This is a genomic window from Pseudomonas trivialis, assembly GCF_036864995.1.
In the GTDB taxonomy this organism is placed as follows: Bacteria; Pseudomonadota; Gammaproteobacteria; order Pseudomonadales; family Pseudomonadaceae; genus Aquipseudomonas; species Aquipseudomonas trivialis.
This window is the reverse complement of the sequence record NZ_CP142151.1, coordinates 4,991,893-5,015,374: the sequence shown is the minus strand read 5'-3', so window position 1 is coordinate 5,015,374 and position 23,482 is coordinate 4,991,893. Positions and strand designations below refer to the sequence as shown.

17 protein-coding genes are annotated in these 23,482 nt (G+C 61.5%); 14 read left to right on the top strand and 3 right to left on the bottom strand.

Annotation, left to right across the window (positions count from 1 at the left end):
• The first annotated feature begins 50 nt into the window (after positions 1–50).
• The 5 genes from VRB54_RS22220 to VRB54_RS22200 all read left to right on the top strand — a co-directional run bounded on the left by VRB54_RS22220 (position 51) and on the right by VRB54_RS22200 (position 6,759).
• Positions 51–581 (top strand): DUF5943 domain-containing protein, encoded by a 531-nt coding sequence (locus VRB54_RS22220; protein WP_003234458.1) that lies wholly within the window; start codon positions 51–53, stop codon positions 579–581.
• Between the two features lie 15 nt (positions 582–596).
• Positions 597–2,657, top strand: coding sequence for a dimethylglycine demethylation protein DgcA (dgcA, locus tag VRB54_RS22215; RefSeq protein ID WP_209985706.1), 2,061 nt, complete (start codon positions 597–599; stop codon positions 2,655–2,657).
• A 157-nt stretch (positions 2,658–2,814) separates the two neighbouring features.
• On the top strand, positions 2,815–4,758 hold the full coding sequence (gene dgcB / locus VRB54_RS22210; RefSeq protein ID WP_338478765.1) for a dimethylglycine demethylation protein DgcB: 1,944 nt from the start codon (positions 2,815–2,817) through the stop codon (positions 4,756–4,758).
• Entirely contained in the window at positions 4,758–5,978 is a 1,221-nt protein-coding gene (locus VRB54_RS22205) for an electron transfer flavoprotein subunit alpha/FixB family protein (protein WP_338478764.1), read from the top strand. The genes dgcB and VRB54_RS22205 overlap by 1 nt, the downstream gene beginning before the upstream one ends.
• A gap of 10 nt (positions 5,979–5,988) precedes the next feature.
• A complete protein-coding gene (locus tag VRB54_RS22200) occupies positions 5,989–6,759 on the top strand; it encodes an electron transfer flavoprotein subunit beta (RefSeq protein ID WP_338478763.1) in 771 nt (256 codons plus the stop codon).
• 798 nt (positions 6,760–7,557) lie between these two features.
• Here the strand turns inward: VRB54_RS22200 and gbcA are convergent.
• Positions 7,558–8,853, bottom strand: coding sequence for a glycine-betaine demethylase subunit GbcA (gene gbcA / locus VRB54_RS22195; RefSeq protein ID WP_338478762.1), 1,296 nt, complete (start codon positions 8,851–8,853; stop codon positions 7,558–7,560).
• 282 nt (positions 8,854–9,135) lie between these two features.
• On the opposite strand from gbcA, the gene gbcB reads away from it, so the two are divergent.
• Complete coding sequence (gene gbcB, locus VRB54_RS22190) at positions 9,136–10,236, top strand: glycine-betaine demethylase subunit GbcB (RefSeq protein WP_057006609.1); 1,101 nt, start codon at positions 9,136–9,138, stop codon at positions 10,234–10,236.
• Positions 10,237–10,741: 505 nt separating this feature from the next.
• Here the strand turns inward: gbcB and VRB54_RS22185 are convergent.
• Positions 10,742–11,782: a low specificity L-threonine aldolase gene (locus VRB54_RS22185; RefSeq protein WP_338478761.1), complete on the bottom strand. Its 1,041-nt coding sequence runs from the start codon at positions 11,780–11,782 to the stop codon at positions 10,742–10,744.
• A 90-nt stretch (positions 11,783–11,872) separates the two neighbouring features.
• On the opposite strand from VRB54_RS22185, the gene VRB54_RS22180 reads away from it, so the two are divergent.
• The 8 genes from VRB54_RS22180 to fdhA all read left to right on the top strand — a co-directional run bounded on the left by VRB54_RS22180 (position 11,873) and on the right by fdhA (position 21,709).
• Positions 11,873–12,601 (top strand): TraX family protein, encoded by a 729-nt coding sequence (locus tag VRB54_RS22180; protein ID WP_338478760.1) that lies wholly within the window; start codon positions 11,873–11,875, stop codon positions 12,599–12,601.
• Positions 12,602–12,837: 236 nt separating this feature from the next.
• Positions 12,838–14,091: a serine hydroxymethyltransferase gene (glyA, locus tag VRB54_RS22175; RefSeq protein WP_338478759.1), complete on the top strand. Its 1,254-nt coding sequence runs from the start codon at positions 12,838–12,840 to the stop codon at positions 14,089–14,091.
• Positions 14,092–14,113: 22 nt separating this feature from the next.
• A complete protein-coding gene (locus tag VRB54_RS22170; protein WP_209985679.1) occupies positions 14,114–15,364 on the top strand; it encodes a sarcosine oxidase subunit beta in 1,251 nt (416 codons plus the stop codon).
• A gap of 15 nt (positions 15,365–15,379) precedes the next feature.
• Complete coding sequence (locus VRB54_RS22165) at positions 15,380–15,682, top strand: sarcosine oxidase subunit delta (protein WP_003234437.1); 303 nt, start codon at positions 15,380–15,382, stop codon at positions 15,680–15,682.
• Positions 15,679–18,696, top strand: coding sequence for a sarcosine oxidase subunit alpha (locus VRB54_RS22160; RefSeq protein ID WP_338478758.1), 3,018 nt, complete (start codon positions 15,679–15,681; stop codon positions 18,694–18,696). The genes VRB54_RS22165 and VRB54_RS22160 overlap by 4 nt, the downstream gene beginning before the upstream one ends.
• Before the next feature lie 129 nt (positions 18,697–18,825).
• Positions 18,826–19,458 carry a sarcosine oxidase subunit gamma gene (locus VRB54_RS22155; protein WP_338478757.1) on the top strand — a complete coding sequence of 211 codons (633 nt, stop codon included), beginning with the start codon at positions 18,826–18,828 and terminating at the stop codon, positions 19,456–19,458.
• A 10-nt stretch (positions 19,459–19,468) separates the two neighbouring features.
• Positions 19,469–20,326, top strand: a complete 858-nt coding sequence (gene purU / locus VRB54_RS22150; RefSeq protein ID WP_003234431.1) for a formyltetrahydrofolate deformylase — start codon at positions 19,469–19,471, stop codon at positions 20,324–20,326.
• Positions 20,327–20,509: 183 nt separating this feature from the next.
• The gene (fdhA, locus tag VRB54_RS22145; protein WP_090401752.1) at positions 20,510–21,709 is read left to right on the top strand and encodes a formaldehyde dehydrogenase, glutathione-independent; all 1,200 of its coding nucleotides are present in this window, start codon (positions 20,510–20,512) and stop codon (positions 21,707–21,709) included.
• A 129-nt stretch (positions 21,710–21,838) separates the two neighbouring features.
• Here the strand turns inward: fdhA and VRB54_RS22140 are convergent, their stop codons facing one another.
• Entirely contained in the window at positions 21,839–23,260 is a 1,422-nt protein-coding gene (locus tag VRB54_RS22140) for an IS1182 family transposase (RefSeq protein ID WP_338481142.1), read from the bottom strand.
• Between the last annotated feature and the right edge of the window lie 222 nt (positions 23,261–23,482).

Here is a 23,482-nt window from a genome sequence, read left to right as displayed (position 1 = left end):
CAGACACCCACCGGCTACACCACTACGAATTTTTCTGGAGTTAAGTTTCCATGGCCAAGATCGCCCCGCAATTGCCTATCGAAGTCGACAGCGAAACCGGTGTCTGGACCTCCGACGCCCTGCCGATGCTGTACGTGCCGCGCCATTTCTTCGTCAACAACCACATGGGTATCGAAGAAGTGCTGGGCGCGGATGCTTACGCCGAGATCCTTTACAAGGCCGGCTACAAGTCCGCCTGGCACTGGTGTGAAAAGGAAGCCGAATGCCACGGCCTGGAAGGCGTCGCCGTGTTCGAGCACTACATGAAGCGCCTGTCGCAACGCGGCTGGGGCCTGTTCAAGATCCAGGACATCGACCTGGACAAAGGCACCGCCAGCGTCAAGCTTGAGCATTCGGCGTTTGTCTATGTGTACGGCAAGGTCGGACGCAAGGTCGACTACATGTTCACCGGCTGGTTCGCCGGCGCCATGGACCAGATCCTTCAAGCCCGTGGCAGCAAGATTCGCACTGTGGCCGAACAAGTCTACGGAGGCTCCGAAGAGGGCCACGAAGATGGTTTGTTCACCGTCAAGCCGTTGTAAGCCGAGGACCGTGCCATGGCTTTCGAAGCAATGTTTGCGCCGATTCAGATCGGCAAACTGACCATCCGCAACCGCGTGCTCAGTACCGCCCACGCCGAGGTGTATGCCACCGACGGCGGCATGACCACCGACCGCTATGTGAAGTATTACGAAGAGAAAGCCAAGGGCGGTATCGGCCTGGCCATCTGCGGCGGCTCCTCGGTGGTGGCCATCGACAGCCCCCAGGAATGGTGGAGTTCGGTGAACCTGTCCACCGACCGCATCATCCCGCACTTCCAGAACCTGGCCGACGCCATGCACAAGCATGGCGCCAAGATCATGATCCAGATTACCCACATGGGCCGTCGCTCGCGTTGGGATGGCTTTAACTGGCCCACCCTGATGTCGCCGTCCGGCGTGCGTGAGCCGGTGCACCGTGCTACCTGCAAGACCATCGAGCCCGAAGAGATCTGGCGCGTGATCGGCAACTACGCCAGCGCCGCCAAACGCGCCAAGGCCGGTGGCCTGGACGGTGTGGAACTGTCCGCCGTGCACCAGCACATGATCGACCAGTTCTGGAGCCCGCGCGTCAACAAGCGCACCGATGAATGGGGCGGCACCTTTGAAGGCCGCATGAAGTTTGGCCTGGAAGTGCTCAAGGCCGTACGCGCCGAAGTGGGCGATGACTTCTGCGTGGGCATGCGCCTGTGCGGTGACGAGTTCCACCCGGACGGCTTGTCCCACGAGGACATGAAGCAGATCGCCAAGTATTACGACGACACCGGCATGCTCGATTTCATCGGCGTGGTGGGCTCGGGGTGCGACACCCACAACACCCTGGCCAACGTGATCCCCAACATGAGCTACCCGCCGGAGCCGTTCCTGCACCTGGCCGCCGGTATCAAGGAAGTGGTCAAGGTGCCGGTGCTGCACGCGCAGAACATCAAGGACCCGAACCAGGCCACGCGCATCCTCGAAGGCGGCTACGTGGACATGGTCGGCATGACCCGTGCGCACATTGCCGACCCGCACCTGATCGCCAAGATCAAGATGGGTCAGATCGACCAGATCAAGCAGTGCGTCGGCGCCAACTATTGCATCGACCGCCAGTACCAGGGCCTGGATGTGTTGTGCATCCAGAACGCCGCGACCTCCCGTGAATACATGGGCGTGCCGCATATCATCGAAAAATCCACCGGACCGAAACGCAAGGTCGTTGTGGTCGGTGCCGGCCCGGCCGGGATGGAAGCTGCGCGCGTGGCGGCCGAACGTGGTCACGACGTGACCCTGTTCGAGAAGAAGGAATTCATCGGCGGGCAGATCACCACTGCTTCGAAAGCCCCGCAGCGCGACCAGATTGCCGGGATCACCCGCTGGTTCCAGCTGGAGCTGGCGCGCTTGAAAGTCGACCTGCGCCTGGGCGTGGCCGCCGACGCCGACACCATCCTCGACCTGCGTCCTGACGTGGTGGTGCTGGCGGTAGGCGGGCATCCGTTCATCGAGCAGAACGAACACTGGGGCGCCGCCGAAGGCCTGGTGGTGAGCAGCTGGGACGTGCTCGACGGCAAGGTCGCACCGGGCAAGAACGTGCTGGTGTACGACACCATCTGCGAATTCACCGGCATGTCGGTGGCAGACTTTTTGGCCGACAAGGGCTGCCAGGTGGAGATCGTCACCGACGACATCAAGCCGGGCGTGGCGATTGGCGGTACGTCGTTCCCCACCTACTACCGCAGCATGTACCCGAAAGAAGTGATCATGACCGGCGACATGATGCTGGAGAAGGTCTATCGCGAGGGCGACAAACTGGTGGCGGTGCTGGAGAACGAATACACCGGCGCCAAAGAGGAGCGGGTGGTGGACCAGGTGGTGGTCGAGAACGGCGTGCGCCCGGACGAGGCCATCTACTACGCCCTCAAGGAAGCCTCGCGCAACAAGGGCCAGATCGACGTCGAAGCCTTGTTCGCGATCAAGCCGCAGCCGTGCCTGAGCGAGGCGGGCGAGGGGTACTTGCTGTTCCGCATCGGTGACTGTGTGGCGCAGCGTAATACCCACGCTGCGATCTATGACGCCCTGCGCTTGTGCAAGGATTTCTGACCCGCACACGGTCGAAAAATGTGGGAGGGGGCTTGCCCCCGATAGCGGAGTGTCAGTTGATGCAGCTTTAGCTGACCCACTGCTATCGGGGGCAAGCCCCCTCCCACATTAAAGGCCAGTTTCACTTTAGATTTGTGTGGTCTGTGGGAGCTTCACCATGTTGAACACCTTGCTGCCTATTCTCCTGTTTGCCGCCCTGGGCCTCGCCGTCCTCGGCGCCCTGCGCCGGGCAAACATGTGGCGCCGTGGCCGCGCGTCCAAAGTCGACCTGCTGGGCGGCCTTTTGGCCATGCCCAAACGCTATATGGTCGACCTGCACCACGTGGTCGCCCGCGACAAATACATCGCCAACACCCACGTCGCCACGGCGCTGGGCTTTGTACTGTCCGCACTGCTGGCGATCCTGGTGCATGGGTTCGGCCTGCAAAACCGTATCCTCGGCTACGCTTTGCTACTGGCCTCGACCTTGATGTTTGTCGGCGCGATATTCATGTACCTGCGCCGCCGCAACCCGCCCGCGCGCCTGTCGAAAGGCCCGTGGATGCGCCTGCCGAAAAGCCTGCTGGCGTTTTCGGTGAGCTTTTTCCTGGTGACCTTGCCGGTCGCCGGCATTCTGCCCGCTGACTTTGGCGGTTGGTTGCTCGCTGCATTGCTGAGCGTGGGTGTGCTGTGGGGCGTGTCCGAAATGTTCTTCGGCATGACCTGGGGCGGCCCGATGAAGCACGCCTTCGCCGGTGCCCTGCACCTGGCCTGGCACCGCCGCGCCGAACGCTTCGGCGGCGGCCGCTCCACCGGCTTGAAGCCGCTGGACCTGACGGACAAAAGCGCGCCTCTGGGCGTGGAAAAGCCCAAGGATTTCACCTGGAACCAACTGCTCGGTTTCGACGCCTGCGTGCAGTGCGGCAAGTGCGAAGCGGCGTGCCCGGCCTTCGCCGCCGGCCAGCCGCTGAACCCGAAAAAACTGATCCAGGACATGGTCGTCGGCCTGGCCGGTGGCACCGACGCAAAATTTGCCGGCAGCCCCTACCCGGGCAAACCCATCGGCGAACACAGCGGCAACCCGCACCAGCCAATCGTCAACGGCCTGGTGGATGCCGAGACCCTGTGGTCATGCACCACCTGCCGCGCCTGCGTGGAAGAGTGCCCGATGATGATCGAGCATGTGGATGCCATCGTCGACATGCGCCGCCACCTCACCCTGGAAAGGGGCGCCACGCCGAACAAGGGCGCTGAAGTGCTCGAAAACCTGATCGCCACCGACAACCCCGGCGGCTTCGCCCCGGGCGGTCGCCTCAACTGGGCGGCGGATCTGAACCTGCCGTTGCTCAGCGAAAAGGCCAGCTGTGATGTGCTGTTCTGGGTCGGCGACGGCGCCTTCGACATGCGCAACCAGCGCACCCTGCGCGCCTTCGTCAAAGTGCTGAAGGCCGCCAGGGTGGACTTCGCCGTCCTCGGCCTGGAAGAACGCGACAGCGGCGACGTGGCCCGCCGCCTGGGCGACGAAGCGACCTTCCAGCTGCTGGCGACACGCAATATCCAGACCCTGGAGAAGTACTGCTTCAAACGCATCGTCACCTGCGACCCACACAGTTTTCACGTACTCAAAAACGAATACGGCGCCTTCAACGGCAACTACCAGGTGCAGCATCACAGCACCTTCATGGCCGAACTGATCGACGCGGGCAAGCTGAACCTGGGCCAGCACAAGGGCAACAGCGTGACCTACCACGACCCTTGCTACCTGGGCCGTTACAACGGCGAGTACGAGGCGCCGCGTCAGGTACTGCGTGCGCTGGGCATCGAGGTCAAGGAGATGCAACGTTCGGGCTTCCGTTCGCGCTGCTGCGGCGGCGGTGGCGGCGCGCCGATCACGGACATTCCCGGCAAGCAACGGATCCCGGACATGCGCATGGACGACATCCGCGAGACTGGCGCCGAACTGGTGGCCGTGGGCTGCCCGCAATGCACGGCAATGCTCGAAGGCGTGGTCGAACCGCGGCCGTTGATCAAGGACATCGCCGAGTTGGTGGCTGACGCGTTGCTGGAAGACGCTGCACCGACCAAAGCCCCCTTAAAGCGTGAACCTGCGGAGGTGCATTGATGAGCGACATTATCCGCCGCGACCCACGGGCCGAATGGATCGCCCGTAACCGTCTGCATCCCTTGCACGCGGCCATGCAGCCTGTGCAGCAGAGCTGGATGGGGCCCAACGGCGTCATGCGCAAGAATGTGCATGGCGTGGGCTTTATCGGCCCCAACGGCATCAAGCGCATCGACCGCAGCGGCGCCCAGCAGGGCGGCGCGGCCAAGCGTACGGCGGCAGTGGAAGTGCAGTTGCCGTTGCACCGGATTGCCGAGCCTGCGTTTTACATCAACGTGGTGCCGGACATGGTCGGCGGCCGCCTGAGCAGCCACGACCGTGATCTGTTGGGCCTGGCACGGCAACTGGCCGGCCACGACGGCGCGGTGCTGGCCGTGGTGTTTGGCGAGCACAAGGAAAGCACATTCGCCACCGCTGGCGTCGACCGCCTGCTGGTGCTGGAGGGGCACGAGTTCGACGGTTATTCACCGGAGCAACGGGTGCAGGGGCTGCGCGCTGTGGATAACCAGTTCAACCCACGCCACTGGTTACTGCCCGACAGCCGCAGCGGCGGCGGTGAGCTGGGTCGACGCTTTGCCGCCAGCCTCAAGGAACGTCCGGCCACGCGGGTGTGGCAGGTCAAGGACGAACAATGCATCGGCCGCGCCGGTGCCGGCCAGCAGGATGTGGCGCGGCCGTTGCCACGGCTGATCCTCGCCGCCGTCGAATGCGCCGAGCCGGTCAGCGACACGCGCCATGAGGTATTACCGGTTGAGTTATCCACAACCCTGGCGCGCAGCCTGCCGCGTATCGAAGATTTGGGCGCGGTGGCGGTGGACCCGGCAGCGATTCCCATGGCCGAGGCTGAATTCATTTTCTCCGGCGGCAACGGGGTCAAGGACTGGGCACTGTTTCACCAGACCGCCGCCGCACTCGGTGCCACCGAAGGCGCATCACGGGTGGCGGTGGACGACGGCTTCATGGCGCGTGACCGCCAGGTCGGCGCCAGCGGCACCTGGGTCACGGCGCGGGTCTACGTGGCCGTGGGCATTTCCGGGGCGATCCAGCACCTGCAAGGCATCGGTGCCTGCGACAAGGTGGTGGCGATCAACCTTGACGCGGGCTGCGACATGATCAAACGGGCCGACCTGTCGGTGATCGGCGAAAGCGCCGCGATTCTGCAAGCCTTGATCGATGCGGTCGAGGCCCACCGCCACGGCGCCAAGCGCGACGCGGCTTGAGGACATGAGCATGACAACCAATGTAATCAGCCTGGTGTCCATCGGCGCCCACCCCACCTCCGGGCGGGCGCGCCGTGCCGAGCAGGACGCGCGTGCCGTCGAGCTGGGCCTGCAAATGGCTGGGGACAAGTTGCAGGTGCTGCACGCCGGCAACATCAATGAGCCCACCTTGCGCAGCTACCTCGGCATGGGCCTGCCGCAATTGCACGTGCTGGAACAACCAAGCGGCGCCGATGCGCTGCCGGTACTCGGCGATTATTTGCGCGAGGCCGGCGCCCAGGTGGTGCTCACCGGCAGCCAGGCCGAAACCGGCGAAGGCTCGGGCATGCTGCCGTTTTTGCTCGCTGAACACCTGGGCTGGCCGCTGATTGTGGGGCTGGCGCAAGTGGAGTCCATCGACGGTGGCGTGGCCCATGTGCTGCAGGCGTTGCCCCGTGGTCAGCGGCGGCGCCTGAAGGTGCGCCTGCCGTTTCTGGCGACTGTGGATAACGCCGCGCCCAAGCCCCGGCAGAGCGCGTACGGCCCGGCGCAACGCGGCGAGCTGGCGGCCCACGAGGTTGAAGTCGAAGAAGACGAGTTATTCACAGGCGCCTCGCTGCACCCGGCCAAGCCTCGGCCCAAGCGCCTCAAAGTGATCAAGGCCAAGAGCGGCGCCGACCGCATGAAAGCCGCCACGGCCAAGGCCAGCGGCGGCGGTGGCCAGGTGCTCAAGGGCGTCAGCGCCGAAGAGGGCGCCCAGGCCATTCTCAAGTTGCTCATCGAAGAAGGCGTCGTACGCTGAACAACGGTGGGAGGGGATTGGCTCCCCTCCCACTGTTGTTTTAGCGGTGCCTGGGCAATTACCCACAATCCCTGTTGACCCGTCTGTGGATAACCTGTTCGCGCATGTCCACACCCCGTGTAAATCAAGCCCTGCAGCCTGCCGTACGAAAAACAACCAGGCTAACTGGCGGTTTTTATTGGGTTTTTCCGCTGATCAAGTCCTGAACTTGCCCCCAAAGTCTGTTGGCGCTTCTGTGGATAAGATGTTCGCTATCAGCTACAGGCCTTATAAAACGTGGCTTGCATGAATCTGGTTAAATCCTGATCAATGTCGTGTTTTCAGCTGCCAAAAAACCCTGGATACCCCGGTTTATGAAGCTTTGACATGGTTTTCCACAGTGCTTTGAAAGTTGCCCCCAAAGTCTGTTGGTGCTTCTGTGGATAAGGTGTTCGCGCACCGCTGCAGCCCTTTCAGCTCGTGGCTTTGATGGGGTTGATCAATAAGTGATCAGTGCGGGATAAAACTGCGCCAACTGAATAAGTCACGGATTTTCTTGATTTAATTTCAGCTGAACGATGCAGTTGCCCACAATTGCTGTGGGTGGCTTTGTGGATAAGTTGTTGGGTAAAGGCTGGAGGGCAGGGCGATAAAGGGTTTGAAGGGGGCTGAGCATTTTTTGAACACTGATGATATCCAATGTGGGAGCTGGCTTGCCTGCGATGGCATCACCCCGGTGCCACCGGGCTGCGAGGTGTCCGCATCGCAGGCAAGCCAGCTCCCACAAAAGCCCCACATTTCTGATCTGTGGGGAATCAGTTACTCGTGTGCAGCCACACCTTTGAGATAAGGCGCTGGCGCCGCGCCAAGGTTATTGAGCAGCCGCTCGCTGTACCAGTCCACGAAGTTCACCACGCCAAACTCATAGGTCTGGGAGTACGGGCCTGGCTGGTAGGCGGTGGAGTTGATGCCGCGCTGGTTCTCTTCGGCCAGGCGACGGTCCTGGTCGTTGGTGGCGTCCCACACCTGGCGCATGCGGTCGACGTCGTAGTCCACGCCTTCCACCGCGTCCTTGTGCACGATCCACTTGGTGGTGACCATGGTTTCCTGGGCGCTGATCGGCCACACGGTGAACACGATGATGTGGTCGCCCATGCAGTGGTTCCAGGAGTGGGGCAGGTGCAGGATGCGCATCGAGCCCAGGTCCGGGTTCTTGATGCGGCCCATCAGTTTGGCGCAGCCCTGTTTGCCATCCAGCGTCATCGACACGGTGCCCTTGAGCAGCGGCATGCGCACGATGCGGTTGCGCAGGCCGAAGCTGGCGTGGGCGTAAGGGATCTTCTCGGCGTCCCAGGCGGCGGCCGAGGCGGCGACGTGGTCCTTGAAGGCCTGGTCGGCCCGTGGGTCGGTGACGTCGTCCCATTCCAGCAGGGTTTTCAGCAGTTCCGGGTGCGACGCGTTGCAGTGGTAGCACTCGCGGTTATTTTCCAGCACCAGCTTCCAGTTGGCTTTTTCGAACAAGGTGGTCTGGATCGCCACCTTGGTGTTTTCCATGTCGTAGGGTTCCATGTAGTGGTTCAGTGTCGACAGGAAGTCATCGATGGCTGGCGGGTTTTCCGCCAGGCTGATGAAGATGTAGCCGCCGGCAGTCTTCACGTTCACCGGCTTCAAGCCGTACTGCTTCATGTCGAAATCGGCGCCCATCTCGGTGCCGGCGAACAGCAGGCGGCCATCGAGTTCGTAGGTCCACTGGTGGTAGTGGCAGACCAGCTTGGCGACCTTGCCCTTGTCGCTGGTGCACAGGCGCGAGCCACGGTGACGGCACACGTTGTGGAACGCATGCACCACGCCTTCGGCGCCACGGATCACGATGATCGGGTTCTTGCCGATCTGCAGGGTCAGGTAGTTGCCCTTGGCAGGGATTTCGCAGGTCATGCCGGCGATCAACCACTCTTTCTGGAAGATCTCCTGCATGTCGATATCAAACAACCGCTCATCAGAGTAAAACGGCTGCGGCAGGGAAAAGGTGCGCTCACGCTCTTGCAGCATTTGCGCGGTGGCCTTGCGTGCGGGTTCCAGCGGATCGCCCAAGCTTAAGGTTGCGGTGACGTCCATCGTGTGTGTCCTCAAGGCCATTCTGTGTGGCCGGTGAAAGTGGCTACGGTTGTTGCAATGCAAGGCGTAAAGAAAGTGTCTTGTTGGGCGTGAGTGTGGGGCCGGCGTTGCGACGAACCTTATCCATGGGCGACATGGCCCAATCTGATCCCGACGCGCAACCCCCTGTCGTTGGGGGCTGGTCGCCGTAAGTATGTGAATGTCGCAGATAGGTAAGTGGGTGGTTCCGGCGTTACGCAGAATCGCCACCATCAGGCCGACCTACGGCTACGGAGAATAAGCATGTCCAACAATTTCCTGAATCCGGTAACGACCCAGACCTGGGCCAATGGTCGGCACATCGTCCGTTGCGTCAAAGTCATCCAGGAAACCTGGGACGTGCGCACCTTCTGCTTCATGGCCGACCAGCCGATTCTGTTCTTTTTCAAGCCGGGGCAGTTCGTCACTCTGGAGCTGGAAATCGAAGGCCAGCCGATCATGCGTTCCTACACCATCTCCAGTTCGCCGTCGGTGCCCTACAGTTTTTCGGTGACCATCAAGCGCGTACCGGGTGGCCGGGTCTCCAACTGGCTGCACGATACCCTGCATGAAGGGCAGGAGCTGGCGGTGCACGGGCCGGTCGGTCTGTTCAACGCCATCGATTTTCCCAGCCCCAAAGTGCTGTACCTGAGCGGCGGTGTCGGCATCACCCCGGTGATGTCCATGGCGCGCTGGTTCTACGACACCAATGCCAATGTCGACATGACCTTCGTCCACAGCGCCCGTTCGCCCAAAGACATCATCTACCACCGCGAGCTGGAGCACATGGCGTCGCGGATCGATAACTTCAGCCTGCACCTGATCTGCGAGAAACATGGCCTGGGCGAACCCTGGGCGGGTTATCGCGGCTACCTGAACCACAAGATGCTCGAACTGATGGTGCCTGACTTCCTCGAGCGCGAAGTGTTCTGCTGCGGTCCCACGCCGTACATGAGCGCGGTGAAGCGCCTGCTGGAAGCGGCCGGGTTCGACATGGCGCGGTATCACGAAGAGTCCTTCGGCGCCACGCCACCAGAAGCCCGCGCCGACGCGGTGGAGCAAGCCGAACAGGCTGCCGACGCTCCGGAAGTCGACCTGGCGGACCTGCATCAGGTGGAATTCATCGCCTCGGGCAAGAGCATTCGTGTGGCGCCGGGCGAAACCGTGCATGCGGCCGCCGCCAAGCTGGGCCTGCTGATTCCGAAGGCCTGCGGCATGGGCATCTGTGGCACGTGCAAAGTGATGAAGCTGGGCGGGGAAGTGGAGATGGAGCACAACGGCGGGATTACCGAAGAAGACGAAGCCGAGGGTTACATCCTGTCGTGCTGCAGCGTGCCGAAGGGCGATGTGCGTATCGAATTCTGATAAAGCCTCGACCCAGGGAGGCACGGTTCAATGTGGAAGGGGGCTTGCCCCCTCCAACACAGGGACTGCGCCGGGGTGGATGAGTCCCCGGCGCTACCCCTGATCGTTATCGGGTATAGACGTGGATGGCGAACTGATCACCTGAAGGTGTCAGTTCGAACACTTTCCCGGTAACGGTCAAGGTCCTGGAAGGCTCCCTGATGGTGTCTCCGACGTTCGCCAGTTTCCTGAAGTCGTCCCAACCTATGTAGGTTGGCGCAAGAGTGCCGAATTGTTTTGCGTTCATTGCGTAGCGTGCAGCATCTTCCATGGTGTAACCCTCTATTGGATTTCCGTTTCCTGCCGATTTATTCGGCGGGCGGTCAGCCCCGGAAAGTGGCAGACCTGTCTGCGTTTTCCTTCCGGGTTCCAAGAGGCTAGTCAATGATTTTGAAATCGTAGGCTGTCGGACATGCCATAAAACAACCTCGGCAATCGGCCAGTACCCACTCTCCGATTTCCTGCGTCAGGCGTTCATCACTTCCCTGATATCAGCGGCCAATTCCCTTACACGCTCTTCCTCGGTATCCCACGCACACATAAACCGCGCGCCGCCTTTGCCGATGAAGGTGTAGAACCGCCAGCCCTTGGCCGTGAGCGCCGTAATCGCCGGTTCCGAGAGTTGCAGGAACACGCCGTTGACCTGCACCGGGAACATCAACTCCACGCCGGGAATATCCGCCACCAGGCTGCTCAGCAGCTGCGCGCAGTGGTTGGCGTGGCGGGCGTGCTTGAGCCACGCGTCGTTTTCCAGCAGGCCCACCCATGGCGCGGAGAGAAAACGCATTTTCGATGCCAGCTGGCCGGCCTGTTTGCAGCGGTAGTCGAAGTCTTCGGCCAGCTTGTGATTGAAGAACAGGATTGCTTCACCCACCGCCATGCCGTTTTTGGTACCGCCAAAGCACAGCACGTCCACCCCGGCTTTCCAGGTAAGGTCGGCCGGCGAGCAGCCGAGGAAGGCGCAGGCGTTGGCGAAGCGCGCGCCGTCCATGTGCAGGTTCAGGCCCAGTTCCTTGCAGGTGACGCTGATGGCACGGATTTCTTCGGGGGTGTACACACTGCCCACTTCAGTGGCTTGGGTCAGCGTGACCACGCGCGGCTTGGGGTAGTGAATGTCCTGGCGCTTGAGGGCGATTTCGCGAATCGAGTCCGGGGTCAGCTTGCCGTTTTCGGTGCGCGCGGTGAGCAGCTTGGAACCATTGGAGAAAAACTCCGGCGCGCCGCATTCGTCGGTTTCGACGTGAGCGGTTTCCGAGCAAATCACGCTATGGTAGCTCTGGCACAGGGACGACAGCGCCAGTGAGTTGGCGGCGGTGCCGTTGAAGGCGAAAAACACTTCGCAGTCGGTTTCGAACAGGTTGCGGAAACCGTCGGCGGCGCGGTGGGTCCATTCATCGTCACCGTAGGCGCGCTGATGGCCCTGGTTGGCTTGTTCCATGGCGGCCCAGGCTTCCGGGCAGATCCCGGAATAGTTGTCGCTGGCAAATTGTTGGCTCTTGTCGGTCATGGCCCGTTCCTGTGGTCGATGTTGGTGCGCACTTTACCCAACATCGGCCGGGGTGCGCACGCACTGTAAATGCAAAGTCAGTGGGGAATTATGCACGGTACTCACACTACGCCTGTCGCACGCGTGCGTGATGGCGCCCTGGATCTGCTCAAGTGGCTGGCGCTGCTGAGCATGGTGCTCGATCACCTGCGCTACGTCGGTGTGAGCCTGGATGGGCTGTATGTGCCGGGGCGCCTGGCGTTCCCGTGGTTTTGCCTGGCGATTGCGGCGAACCTGCACCGTATGCGCACCGCAGTGGTGACCGGCCACTGGCGTTATCTGGGCTGGCTGCTGCTGTTCAGCGTGATCAGCGAAGTGCCGTATCGGATGTTTATCGACGATGCCGATACCTTGAACGTGCTGCCCACCCTCGCGCTGGGTCTGCTGGTTGCCCGAGGATGGCAGCAGAAGGCGCTGATTGATCGAGGATTGGCGCTGATCGCGCTCGCGTCAGGTGCTGTGTTTTCCCCACATTTGATGTTCGGGGTGTTCGGTGTATTGCTGCCGCTGGCGATGCTGCTGGTGTTTCGCCGGCCATGGTATTTCAGTGTGTTACCGGGTTTGGTTTGTGTGGCGGCTAATCAATGGCAGATTTTGCTCAATAGCGGCTCAATCGTGGCGCTGACCGGGCTGGCTGCGTGCCTGATTGCGCCATTGGCCGGATTGGTCTTGTTGCGACATGTCAAAAATGTCTCGCCGCCGGCCATGCGTCGCTGGGCATATGCTTTGTATCCGGCGCATTTTCTGCTGCTTTTCCTCCTTCGCAAGATCATCGCCTAACCCCTGTGGGAGCTGGCTTGCCTGCGGTGCAGACACCTCGGAGCATCAGTTGCACCGCAGCGATGCCATCGCAGGCAAGCCAGCTCCCACAGAGGCCTCTACACAATATTCAGGCGATGTCGTAAACGCACCTTTGCGTGGCGTGCGCAGGCATTTGACCTGCACGCCCCAGCCCTACCATCGCATCAAAGGGCCCTGCACGGGCCTCAACAATACGAAAGGCTGGGAGAGACGCGATGTTCAGCAAACAAGACCAGATCCAGGGATATGACGACGCACTGTTGGCGGCGATGAATGCCGAGGAGCAGCGTCAGGAAGATCATATCGAGCTGATCGCGTCGGAGAACTACACCAGCAAACGTGTGATGCAGGCGCAAGGCAGCGGCCTCACCAACAAATACGCCGAAGGCTACCCGGGCAAGCGCTACTACGGTGGCTGCGAGCATGTGGACAAGGTCGAAGCCCTGGCCATCGAGCGTGCCAAGCAACTGTTTGGCGCCGATTACGCCAACGTGCAGCCGCACTCCGGTTCGTCGGCCAACAGCGCGGTGTACCTGGCGCTGATCAACGCCGGCGACACCATCCTTGGCATGAGCCTGGCCCACGGCGGTCACCTGACCCACGGCGCCAAAGTGTCGTCCTCGGGCAAGCTGTACAACGCGGTGCAATACGGCATCAACACCGACACCGGGCTGATCGACTACGACGAAGTCGAGCGTCTGGCCGTCGAGCACAAGCCGAAGATGGTCGTGGCCGGTTTCTCCGCCTACTCCAAGACTCTGGATTTCCCGCGCTTTCGTGCGATTGCCGACAAGGTGGGCGCGCTGCTGTTCGTCGACATGGCCCACGTCGCCGGCCTGGTTGCCGCTGGCCTGTACCCGAACCCGCTGCCCTACGCCGACGTGGTCACCACCACCACCCACAAGACTCTGCGCGGTCCGCGTGGCGGTTTGATCCTGGCCAAGGCCAACGAAGAGATCGAGAAAAAACTCAACTCCGCCGTGTTCCCCGGTGCCCAGGGCGGCCCGCTGATGCACGTGATCGCCGGCAAGGCCGTGTGCTTCAAGGAAGCGGCTGAGCCTGGCTTCAAGGTTTACCAGCAACAGGTGATCGACAACGCCCAGGCGATGGCCGAAGTGTTTATCAAACGTGGCTACGATGTGGTCTCCGGCGGCACCGACAACCACTTGTTCCTGGTCAGCCTGATCCGCCAGGGCCTCACCGGCAAAGACGCCGACGCAGCCCTGGGTCGCGCCCACATCACCGTCAACAAGAACGCCGTGCCGAACGACCCGCAGTCGCCGTTCGTGACCTCGGGCCTGCGTATCGGCACCCCGGCGGTGACCACGCGCGGTTTCAAAGTGGCGCAGTGCGTCGAGCTGGCCGGCTGGATCTGCGACATCCTCGACAACCTCGGCGATGCCGACGTCGAGGCCAACGTGGCCAAGCACGTGTCTGCCCTGTGCGCTGATTTCCCGGTTTATCGCTGAGCGCGGTTTTGGAGTAATGACTATGCAACGCTACTCGGGCTTCGGCCTCTTCAAGCACTCCCTCAGCCATCACGAAAACTGGCAGAAGATGTGGCGCACGCCGACCCCGAAGAAGGTCTACGACGTGGTCATCGTCGGCGGTGGCGGGCATGGTCTGGCGACCGCCTACTACCTGGCCAAGGAGCACGGCATCACCAACGTGGCCGTGGTCGAGAAGGGCTGGCTGGGCGGCGGTAACACCGCGCGCAACACCACCATCGTGCGTTCCAATTACCTGTGGGATGAATCGGCGCACCTTTACGAACACGCGATGAAACTGTGGGAAGGCCTGTCCCAGGACCTCAACTACAACGTGATGTTCTCCCAGCGGGGCGTCTACAACCTGTGCCACACCCTGCAGGACATCCGTGATTCCGAACGCCGCGTGAGCGCCAACCGCCTCAACGGCGTGGACGGCGAACTGCTTAACGCCAAACAGGTTGCCGACGAGATCCCGTACCTCGACTGCTCGAAGAACACTCGCTACCCGGTGCTGGGCGCCACCGTGCAACGTCGCGGCGGCGTGGCCCGTCACGATGCCGTGGCCTGGGGCTTTGCCCGCGCGGCTGACGCACTGGGCGTGGACTTGATCCAGCAGACCGAAGTGATCGGTTTTCGCAAGGAAAACGGCGTGTGCATCGGTGTGGAAACCAACAAGGGCTTTATCGGCGCCAAGCGCGTCGGTGTGGTGACCGCCGGTAACTCGGGCCACATGGCCGGGCTGGCGGGCTTCCGTCTGCCAATCGAATCCCACCCGCTGCAAGCGCTGGTGTCGGAGCCGATCAAGCCGATTATCGACAGCGTGATCATGTCCAACGCCGTGCACGGTTACATCAGCCAGTCCGACAAGGGCGACCTGGTGATCGGCGCCGGTATCGACGGCTACAACGGCTACGGCCAGCGCGGCTCGTACCCGGTGATCGAACACACGATCCAGGCCATCGTCGAGATGTTCCCGGTGTTGTCCCGTGTACGCATGAACCGTCAATGGGGCGGCATCGTCGACACCACGCCGGATGCGTGCCCGATCATTTCCAAGACCCCGGTACCGAACATGTTCTTCAACTGCGGTTGGGGCACCGGGGGCTTCAAGGCCACTCCCGGCTCAGGCAACGTGTTTGCCGCAAGCCTCGCCAAAGGTGAAATGCACCCATTGGCCGCACCTTTCTCCATCGACCGTTTCCACAACGGTGCGCTGATCGACGAACACGGCGCTGCGGCCGTCGCCCACTAACAGGAGAAATTTCCTATGTTGCATATCTTCTGTCCTCACTGTGGCGAACTGCGCTCCGAAGAGGAATTCCACGCGTCCGGCCAAGCGCATATCCCGCGCCCGCTGGACCCGAATGCCTGCACCGATGCCGAGTGGGGCGACTACATGTTCTTTCGCGACAACCCCCGTGGCCTGCACCACGAGCTGTGGATTCACGCCGCCGGTTGCCGTCAGTACTTCAACGCCACCCGCGACACCGTGACCTACGAAATCCTTGAAACCTACAAGATCGGTGAGCAGCCACAATTCACCGCCAAGGCCTCTGGAGAGAAGGTATGAGCCAGATCAATCGCCTGTCCAACGGTGGCCGCATCGACCGCAACAAGGTCCTGACGTTTACCTTCAACGGCCAGAGCTACAAAGGCTTTGAAGGCGACACTCTGGCCGCAGCCCTGCTGGCCAACGGCGTCGACATCATCGGCCGCAGCTTCAAGTACTCGCGCCCGCGCGGCATCTTTGCCGCCGGCGCCGAAGAGCCGAACGCGGTGCTGCAGATCGGCGCCACCGAAGCCACGCAAATCCCCAACGTGCGCGCCACGCAACAGGCGCTGTATCAGGGTTTGGTCGCCACCAGCACCAACGGCTGGCCGAGCGTGAACAACGACATGATGGGTATTCTCGGCAAGGTCGGCGGCAAGTTGATGCCGCCGGGTTTCTACTACAAAACCTTCATGTACCCGCAATCGTTCTGGATGACCTACGAGAAGTACATCCGCAAGGCTGCCGGCCTTGGCCGCTCGCCGACCGAGAACGACCCGGACACCTACGACAATTTCAACCGTCACTGCGACGTGCTGATCGTGGGTGCAGGCCCTGCCGGCCTCGCCGCGGCACTGGCGGCTGCACGCAGCGGTGCCCGCGTGATCATCGCCGATGAGCAGGAAGAGTTCGGCGGCTCGTTGCTCGATTCGCGCGAAAGCCTCGACGGCAAGCCGGCCACCGAGTGGGTCGCCAGCGTGATCGCAGAACTCAAGGCTCTGCCGGACGTGGTGCTGCTGCCCCGCGCCACGGTCAACGGCTACCACGACCATAACTTCCTGACCATTCACGAACGCCTCACCGATCACCTCGGTGACCGTGCGCCGATTGGCGTGGTGCGTCAGCGTATCCACCGGGTGCGCGCCAAGCGTGTCGTGCTGGCCACCGGTGCATGCGAGCGTCCGCTGGTGTATGGCAACAACGACGTGCCGGGCAATATGCTCGCCGGTGCGGTGTCGACCTACGTGCGCCGCTACGGCGTGGCACCGGGCAAGAAACTGGTGCTGTCGACCAACAACGATCATGCCTACCGCGTGGCACTGGACTGGTTTGACGCCGGCCTCACCGTGGTGGCCGTGGCCGATGCGCGTCACAACCCACGCGGCGCGCTGGTGGAAGAAGCCCGCGCCAAGGGCATTCGTATCCTCACCGGCAGCGCCGTGATCGAAGCGCGTGGCAGCAAGCATGTGACCGCCGCACGCGTGGCCGCAATTGATGTGAAAGCCCATAAAGTCAGCAGCCCCGGCGAATGGCTGGACTGCGACCTGGTCGCCAGTTCCGGCGGTTACAGCCCGGTGGTGCACCTGGCCTCGCACCTGGGCGGCAAACCGACCTGGCGTGAAGACATCCTCGGTTTCGTGCCGGGCGAAGCGCCGCAGAAGCGCGTGTGCGTCGGCGGTATCAATGGCGTTTATGGCCTTGGCGATTCGTTGGCCGACGGTTTTGAAGGCGGCGTGCGCGCGGCCAGCGAAGCCGGGTTTGCGCCAGTGGAAGGCACGCTGCCAAAAGCCTTGAGCCGTCTGGAAGAACCAACCCTGGCGCTGTTCCAGGTGCCCCACGACAAAGCCACTGCACGGGCGCCCAAACAATTTGTCGACCTGCAGAACGACGTCACCGCCGCTGCCATCGAACTGGCGACCCGCGAGGGCTTCGAGTCGGTCGAACACGTCAAGCGCTACACCGCGCTGGGCTTCGGCACCGACCAGGGCAAGCTGGGTAACGTTAACGGCCTGGCCATTGCCGCGCGCTCGCTGAACGTGACCATCCCGCAGATGGGCACCACCATGTTTCGTCCCAACTACACGCCGGTCACCTTCGGCGCGATAGCGGGCCGCCACTGTGGGCACATCTTCGAACCGGTGCGCTACACCGCGCTGCAAGCCTGGCACGTGAAGAACGGCGCCGAGTTTGAAGACGTCGGCCAGTGGAAACGCCCGTGGTACTTCCCGCGCAACGGTGAAGACCTGCACGCCGCAGTGAAACGCGAATGCCTGGCTGTGCGCGACAGCGTCGGCCTGCTGGACGCGTCCACCCTCGGCAAGATCGACATTCAAGGCCCGGATGCCCGCGAGTTCCTCAACCGTATCTACACCAATGCGTGGACCAAGCTCGACGTGGGCAAGGCGCGCTACGGCCTGATGTGCAAGGAAGACGGCATGGTCTTCGACGACGGCGTAACCGCCTGCCTCGCCGACAACCACTTCCTGATGACCACCACCACCGGCGGCGCCGCTCGCGTGCTGCAGTGGCTGGAAATCTACCAACAGACCGAATGGCCGGATCTCAAGGTGTACTTCACCTCGGTCACCGACCACTGGGCGACCATGACCCTGTCCGGCCCCAACAGCCGCAAGCTGCTGAGTGAGGTGACCGATATCGACCTGGACAAGGACGGCTTCCCGTTCATGACCTGGAAGGAAGGCCTGGTCGGCGGCGTCCCGGCGCGGGTGTTCCGCATCTCGTTTACCGGTGAGCTGTCGTATGAAGTCAACGTGCAGGCCGACTACGCCATGGGCGTGCTGGAGAAAATCGTCGAGGCCGGCAAAAAGTACAACCTGACCCCGTACGGCACCGAAACCATGCACGTACTGCGGGCCGAGAAGGGCTTCATCATCGTCGGCCAGGACACTGACGGCTCGATGACCCCGGACGACCTGAACATGGGCTGGTGCGTAGGCCGCACCAAGCCGTTCTCGTGGATCGGCTGGCGCGGCATGAACCGTGAAGACTGTGTGCGTGAAGAGCGCAAGCAACTGGTGGGCTTGAAGCCGATCGATCCGAATGTGTGGCTGCCCGAAGGCGCGCAGCTTGTGCTGGATGCCAAGCAGACGATTCCGATGAAGATGGTCGGTCACGTTACCTCAAGTTATGCGCACAACTCCCTGGGTTATTCGTTTGCCATGGGTGTGGTGAAGGGCGGCTTGAAGCGCATCGGCGAACGGGTGTTCTCGCCGCAGGCGGATGGCAGTGTGATCGAGGCGGAGATTGTGTCCTCGGTGTTCTTTGATCCGAAAGGGGATCGGCAGAACATCTGATAGACCGCGGCGCGGCCATCGGGAGCAAGCCCCTCCCACATTTTGATTTGTGAATACATTTCAAATGTGGGAGGGGGCTTGCTCCCGATGAGGCCTGAACAGTCACCCCAGAATTCAGATAGGTGCTTTATGACAGCAGCCAATGTTTACCAACAACGCCCCACCACCGGCGCCAAAGCCGAATCCTCGCTGCACCATGCCGACCTCGCCAGCCTGGTCGGCAAGGGCCGCAACAATGCCGGCGTGACCGTGCGTGAAAAGAAACTCCTCGGCCACCTGACCATCCGTGGCGATGGCCATGACGCCGCCTTCGCCGCTGGCGTGCACAAAGCCCTGGGCATTGAGTTGCCGGGCGCCCTGCAGGTCATCGTCAAGGGCGAAACCAGCCTGCAATGGCTCGGCCCGGATGAGTGGCTGTTGATCGTGCCAGGCGGTGAAGAGTTTGCCGCCGAGCAAAACCTGCGCGCGGCCCTGGGCGAGCTGCATATCCAGATCGTCAACGTCAGCGGCGGCCAGCAGATCCTCGAGCTCAGCGGCCCGAACGTGCGCGATGTGCTGATGAAGTCCACCAGCTACGACGTGCACCCCAACAACTTCCCGGTGGGCAAGGCGGTGGGCACGGTGTTCGCCAAGTCGCAACTGGTGATCCGCCACACGGCAGAAGACACCTGGGAACTGCTGATTCGTCGCAGCTTCTCGGATTACTGGTGGTTGTGGCTGCAGGATGCCTCGGCCGAGTTCGGCCTGAGTGTTCAAGCCTGAGGAATAAACCATGAGCCGCGCACCCGATACATGGATTTTGACTGCCGACTGCCCCAGCGTGCTCGGCACGGTGGACGCGGTCACCCGCTACCTGTTCGAGCAGGGCTGCTACGTCACCGAGCACCATTCGTTCGACGATCGCCTCTCGGGAAGATTTTTTATTCGGGTGGAATTTCGCCAGCCAGATGGTTTTGACGAGCAGGGTTTTCGCGATGGCCTGGCCACGCGCGGTGAAGCCTTTGGCATGATCTTCGAGCTGACGGCGCCGAACTACCGGCCAAAAGTGGTGATCATGGTCTCCAAGGCCGATCACTGCCTCAACGACCTGCTGTATCGCCAACGCATCGGCCAACTGTCAATGGACGTGGTCGCGGTGGTGTCCAATCACCCTGATTTGCAACCGTTGGCCGACTGGCACCAGATTCCCTACTACCATTTCCCCCTCGACCCCAACGACAAACCGTCCCAGGAGCGTCAGGTGTGGCAGGTGATTGAAGAGACGGGCGCAGAACTGGTGATTCTTGCGCGCTACATGCAAGTGCTGTCGCCGGAGCTGTGCCGCAAGCTGGACGGCAAGGCGATCAACATCCACCACTCGTTGCTGCCGGGCTTCAAGGGCGCCAAGCCTTATCACCAGGCGTACAACAAGGGGGTGAAGCTGGTCGGTGCCACGGCGCATTACATCAATAACGATCTGGATGAAGGCCCGATCATTGCCCAGGGGGTGGAAGTGGTGGACCACAGTCACTATCCCGAGGACTTGATTGCCAAGGGGCGGGATATCGAAGGGCTGACGTTGGCGCGGGCGGTGGGGTATCACATTGAGCGGCGGGTGTTTCTCAATGCCAATAGGACCGTGGTGCTCTGACTGGCGCCATCGGGAGCAAGCCCCCTCCCACATTTGGAATGCACTCCCCTGTGGGAGGGGGCTCGCCCCTGATGAGGCCCGCAGGAAAAACACAAGGAAACAGCATCTGTACCCGAGCACTTAACGCGCTGCCCACCCAAAAGGGGCAACGCAGTTCCATAAAAACAACAGCGAGGTGAAAGCATGTCTGGTAATCGTGGTGTCGTGTATCTCGGCAACGGCAAGGTCGAAGTACAGAAAATCGACTATCCCAAAATGCAGGACCCCCGTGGCAGGAAGATTGAACACGGCGTTATCCTGCGCGTGGTCTCCACCAACATCTGCGGCTCCGACCAACACATGGTGCGCGGCCGCACCACTGCCCAGACCGGCCTGGTGCTCGGTCACGAAATCACCGGTGAAGTGATCGAGAAGGGCAGCGATGTCGAGAACCTGAAAATCGGCGACCTGGTCTCCGTACCCTTCAACGTGGCGTGCGGTCGCTGCCGCTCGTGCAAGGAGCAACACACCGGCGTGTGCCTGACCGTCAACCCGGCCCGTGCCGGTGGCGCCTACGGCTATGTCGACATGGGTGACTGGACCGGCGGTCAGGCTGAATACGTGCTGGTGCCGTACGCGGACTTCAACCTGCTGAAGCTGCCGGACCGCGACAAGGCCATGGAGAAAATCCGCGATCTGACCTGCCTCTCCGACATCCTGCCGACGGGCTACCACGGCGCTGTCACTGCCGGCGTCGGCCCAGGCAGCACCGTGTACATCGCCGGTGCCGGCCCGGTCGGTCTGGCCGCAGCGGCTTCCGCGCGTCTGCTGGGCGCGGCGGTGGTGATCATCGGCGACGTCAACCCGATCCGCCTGGCGCACGCCAAGGCCCAGGGTTTCGAAATTGCCGACTTGTCCACCGACACCCCGCTGCACGAACAGATCGCCGCATTGCTGGGCGAGCCCGAAGTGGACAGCGCCGTTGACTGCGTGGGCTTCGAAGCACGCGGCCACGGCCACGACGGCGTCAAGGCCGAAGCGCCGGCCACCGTGCTCAACTCGCTGATGGGCGTGGTGCGCGTGGCGGGCAAGATCGGTATTCCGGGCCTGTACGTCACCGAAGACCCAGGCGCGGTGGACGCCGCCGCGAAAATGGGCAGCCTGAGCATCCGCTTTGGCCTGGGCTGGGCCAAATCCCACAGCTTCCACACCGGGCAGACGCCGGTGATGAAGTACAACCGCCAACTGATGCAGGCGATCATGTGGGACCGCATCAACATTGCCGACATCGTCGGTGTGCAGGTCATCAGCCTGGATGACGCGCCGCGTGGCTATGGCGAGTTCGATGCAGGTGTGCCGAAGAAGTTTGTGATTGATCCGCATAAGCTGTTCAGCGCGGCGTAAATCGTTGTGCCAATGAAAAGGGCGACCTACGGCAGACTGTGTGAAAACGCAGTCTGCCGCTACTTAAAAGCCAATGCCCCGACTTGTCGGGGCATTGGCTTTTCTGAAATCTGAAAAATAATGGGCCTCTCAGCCCGTCAACGCCATCAGCTTTTGTGCTCCGAGCACCTTGATCGCCCTTTTCAGGTTGTAGGCTTGTACCGCCAGTGCCATTTCGGCTCTGGCGCCTTTCAGCTGTCGTAGCAAGAACCGGCCATTGCCAAATAGCCATTGCTTGAGATTACCGAAGGGGTGTTCGACGATAGATCGTCGGCTAGCCATCATCTCGGGATGGGCCCGCATTCGCTGCTCCATCCGTTCAAAAGCGGCTTCATGAGCATGGCGCGTGAGGTAGCGGCGGCTCGTTTTGGTACAGCGGCTTTTTAACGGACAAACGCCAATCGGCGATAGTCGCCTGATAAATCCGATTGCCTTGCTCATCTGCTTAAGTGTTAGCCATTTACCGCCAGGGCATTGATAAGCGTCGCGTTGTTCCTCGTATTTGAAGTCCGTGCGATCAAAAAACACAGTACCGTCACCTTGATTGTTGACCGAGCGATTAGGCGGTACGAAGGCCATGATGCCGACATCTTCACAGGCTTGAAACTGTTCGCCATTGGAGTAGCCGGCATCGGCCGTGACGCTTAATTGCGATTGATTCAGCTCGGTTTTAGCAGCTTTTGCCATTGGCTCAAGCTGCTGCCGATCAGCGCCATCCTGAGTTACCTCGTGGTGCAGAATCAGACAATGTTCAGCGTCCACGGCGCTTTGGATGTTGTACGCCACGAACTTGCCAGAAGGCGTGCGCATTTTTTGCGCATCGGACTCGCCCACAATGTGTTGAACCAGACCTTGAGCTTCCATGAGCAGTTGGCAAGTCTGGTTATTGGCCTTTTTTACCTGCAACTCCCGAAGCGTCGCCTGCACCGCCGAGCGGTCAATGAATTCCCCTTCCTCGCCACGATCCGCCTCATCGAGCTGCGCCAAATAGCGTGCAATGCGCTTCCCGAGCGCCGCTTCCTGGTGTTTGAGCTTTTTCGGCGTCATGTGCTTTCGATTCGAAGCCACTGCCTGAAACTTGCTGCCATCGATGGCCACCAGCTCGCCAGCAATCAGGCCAGCGTGTCGGCAAAACTGAACAAAGGCGCGGCAGGTGGCGCTGAACGCCGCACTGTTGTCACGGCGAAAATCAGCGATGGTTTTGAAGTCAGGGGCCAGTCGGCCCAACAGCCACATGACTTCAACGTTGCGCTGACACTCGGCCTCGAGTCGTCGCGACGAGCGAATACGCTGGAAATAGCCGTACAAATAGAGTTTGAGCAGATCGGCAGGATCGTACGAAGGGCGTCCCGTGGCCTTGGGCCTGGCTTTGTCGAAACCCAACGGCTCAAGGTCCAGCAGGGAAATGTAGGCCTCGATCACCCGAATCAGATGGTCATCGGGGATAAGTTCGTCCAGCGAAAGTGGAAACAGCGCGCTCTGGGAGCGGTCTTCACCTTGGATATAGCGCATAAGCAAAATGCCCGTATCTTGCGATACGGGCATCTTCTTTAACCGGCCAGCAGATTGCTAGGTTTTCACACAGTCTGCTACGGATCGCCCTTTTTGTGTCTTAGGAATTCTATGCTTTCAGCATTTATCGATGCCGCGCTGTTATGGTGCATGCAGGGCAATAAATCCCTCTAGTAGTCAGAGCGCGCATCGCGCTTTGGCGGGGCAACATGCCTAAGCACG